At 70.6% G+C, this 2,480-nt stretch carries 3 protein-coding genes; 2 read left to right on the forward strand and 1 reads right to left on the reverse strand.

Annotation, left to right across the window (positions count from 1 at the left end; all coding sequences use genetic code 11):
• A partial coding sequence (locus WBV89_RS19795) for a hypothetical protein (protein WP_423983048.1) occupies positions 1–470 on the reverse strand: 470 nt, incomplete at its 3' end.
• A gap of 60 nt (positions 471–530) precedes the next feature.
• On the opposite strand from WBV89_RS19795, the gene WBV89_RS19800 reads away from it, so the two are divergent.
• Together WBV89_RS19800 and hrpB are read left to right on the forward strand one after the other, a co-directional pair.
• Positions 531–1,064, forward strand: coding sequence for a hypothetical protein (locus WBV89_RS19800; RefSeq protein ID WP_423983049.1), 534 nt, complete (start codon positions 531–533; stop codon positions 1,062–1,064).
• A 37-nt stretch (positions 1,065–1,101) separates the two neighbouring features.
• Positions 1,102–2,480: ATP-dependent helicase HrpB (gene hrpB / locus WBV89_RS19805; protein WP_423983050.1), on the forward strand; the 1,379-nt coding region annotated here is incomplete at its 3' end.

A 2,480-nucleotide genomic window follows, 5' to 3' on the forward strand; every position in this document is an offset into this window, starting at 1 on the left:
ACCCTCGTCGCTGCGCCCGCTGCACCGGCGTCGACCGGTTCGTAGTCGACGTCGGAGCGTTCGAGGCGACGCACGAACGACGTGGCCGAATGGTCGATGTCGAGTGCGAGCACCCGGACGTCGCCGCGGCGGGCGAGACCGGATCCGATGACGCTCGGGTCTCCGATCGTGACCACGTCCGCTTCGTCAGGCAGTGCCGCCGCAAGCTGCGATGCGGTTCGGTCGGATCGCACCGCATCGGCCAGCTCCCACACGGCATCGAACGGTTCCGACGACGTCGCGACGTTCGCGCACAGCCACCAGAGCGCGCCGGTGAACGGGTGGCGCTCCACGATCCGCCTGCATGCGACGACGAGCCCGGCCTGGTCGAAGTGCATCGAACCCAGCGCGTGAGCGGTCTCCTCGACCAGGGCCGCCGGGTCGACGCCGTGGGCACGGGCGACGTAGCGGAGATGCTCGATCGGATGCACCGTCCCAACGTACGGCACGAGAAGCGGTCGGCGTCAAGGCGCGCCGCTATCATTCGCCGCGTGGCCGCCACCGAGATCAATCCCGGAACGACATCGGGAATCAAGCTTCCGTCCGACCTCGTCCTGACCCCGCTGCACAACGGTGCGGCCGGCACCTCGCGGCCGATCATGGAGTGGCTCACGACGTTCCACCTCGCATCGGTGGTCCTCGATCCGTACACCAACGAGTCCTCGTGGATCCTGCGCACCGCAAGCCGCGTGCTCGAGGAGTTCCGTGGATGCGACGTGCGGATCAACATGATCGTGACCGCTGGTCCGAGCGACGCCGCCGAGTTCCTCGGACCACTCGCCGACCGTTTCCTCGTGTTCTGCGACCCGGACCGCAAGGTCGTCAAGGCGATGGAACTCAGCGAACTCCCGGCATTCGTGCTGACCCGCGTCGACGGTGTCGTCGACGCGAAGGCCGAGGGTTGGAACCCGCAGGCGTGGGAAGCGGTGTGCGACGCGATCGCGACGATCACCAAGTGGTCGTCGATCGAGTTGCCCAGCGCCGGCGACCCGGTCCCCTTCCACGGCTCGCCCGCCCTCGGCTGATCGACCGTCGGCGCCGAGTCCTCGTGAGCGACCGGCCATGACCGGCGACGGGCGCAAGCGTCGTCGCCCCCTCCCCGATCTCCCCGTCCTCGCGGCGCTTCCCGAGATCGAGACCACTCTCGCCGAACACCGGCGGGCGATCCTCGTGGCACCGCCCGGTGCCGGCAAGACGACGGTGATCCCGATCGCGCTGCTCGACGCCGACTGGCTCGGCGATCGGCGGATCGTGATGCTCGAACCGCGCCGCCTCGCGACCCGCGCTGCCGCGCAACGGATGGCGACGCTGACCGGGACCCGGGTCGGGGACCTCGTCGGATACCAGACCCGCGACGAGCGCCGCATCGGGCGCGACACCCGCATCGAGGTCGTCACCGAAGGGATCCTGACCCGCCGACTGCAGCGCGACCCCGAACTTCCGGGCGTCGGGGCGATCATCTTCGACGAGGTCCACGAGCGCAACCTGCCGACCGACATCGGCCTCGCGCTCACGCTCGACGTCGCCGGTTCGATCCGACCAGATCTGCGGATCCTCGCCATGTCGGCGACGCCCGACACCGAAGGCCTCGGACGCGTGCTCGACGCGCCGGTGGTGGCGAGCGAGGGGCGGACCTTCGACATCGACCTGACCTGGCTGCCGCGGACACCGTCGGCGAAGCCGGGTGGCGGCGGTCGGAAGCGACGGGCGCCGCAGGGCCGCGGAGCCGAACGGATCGAACCCGCCATGGTCGCTGCGATCGTGCAGGCCCTCGGTGAGCACGACGGCGATGTGCTGGCGTTTCTTCCGGGAATCGGTGAGATCCGGCGAACGCAACAGCAACTTCGCGACGTGCTCGGCGACGGCGTCGACGTGCTCCCGCTCGCGGGCGCCCTGTCCCAGGACGAGCAGGATCGCGCCCTGCAGCCGTCGCCACCGGGTCGCCGCCGGGTGGTGCTCAGCACCGACATCGCCGAGACGTCGCTCACGGTGGATGGGGTCCGGATCGTGGTCGACTCGGGCCTCGCCCGTGAACCGCGCTTCGATCCGCGCACCGGGATGACCCGCCTGACGACCGTGTCGACCAGCCGGGCGTCCGCGGAGCAACGTGCGGGTCGGGCCGGGCGCACCGAACCCGGAGCGGCGTATCGGCTGTGGAGCAAGCTCGAGCACGGCACGCGTGCGCGCCACCGGAGCCCGGAGATCCTGCAGGCCGATCTCGCCGGCTTCGCACTCGAACTCGCCGCGTGGGGGGTCGGCGCGGAACCGGATCGCCCGACCGGCGACCTGACGTTCATCGACGAACCACCGACGGCCGCGCTGCGTCAGGCCCGTGAACTCCTGATCGGTCTCCACGCGATCGACCCCGACCGCGGCGGACTCACCCCGCTCGGCCGGAACATGTTGGCGCTGCCGGTCCACCCCCGCCTGGCCCGGATGGT

This window comes from Ilumatobacter sp., assembly GCF_049588435.1.
Lineage (GTDB): Bacteria > Actinomycetota > Acidimicrobiia > Acidimicrobiales > Ilumatobacteraceae > Ilumatobacter_A.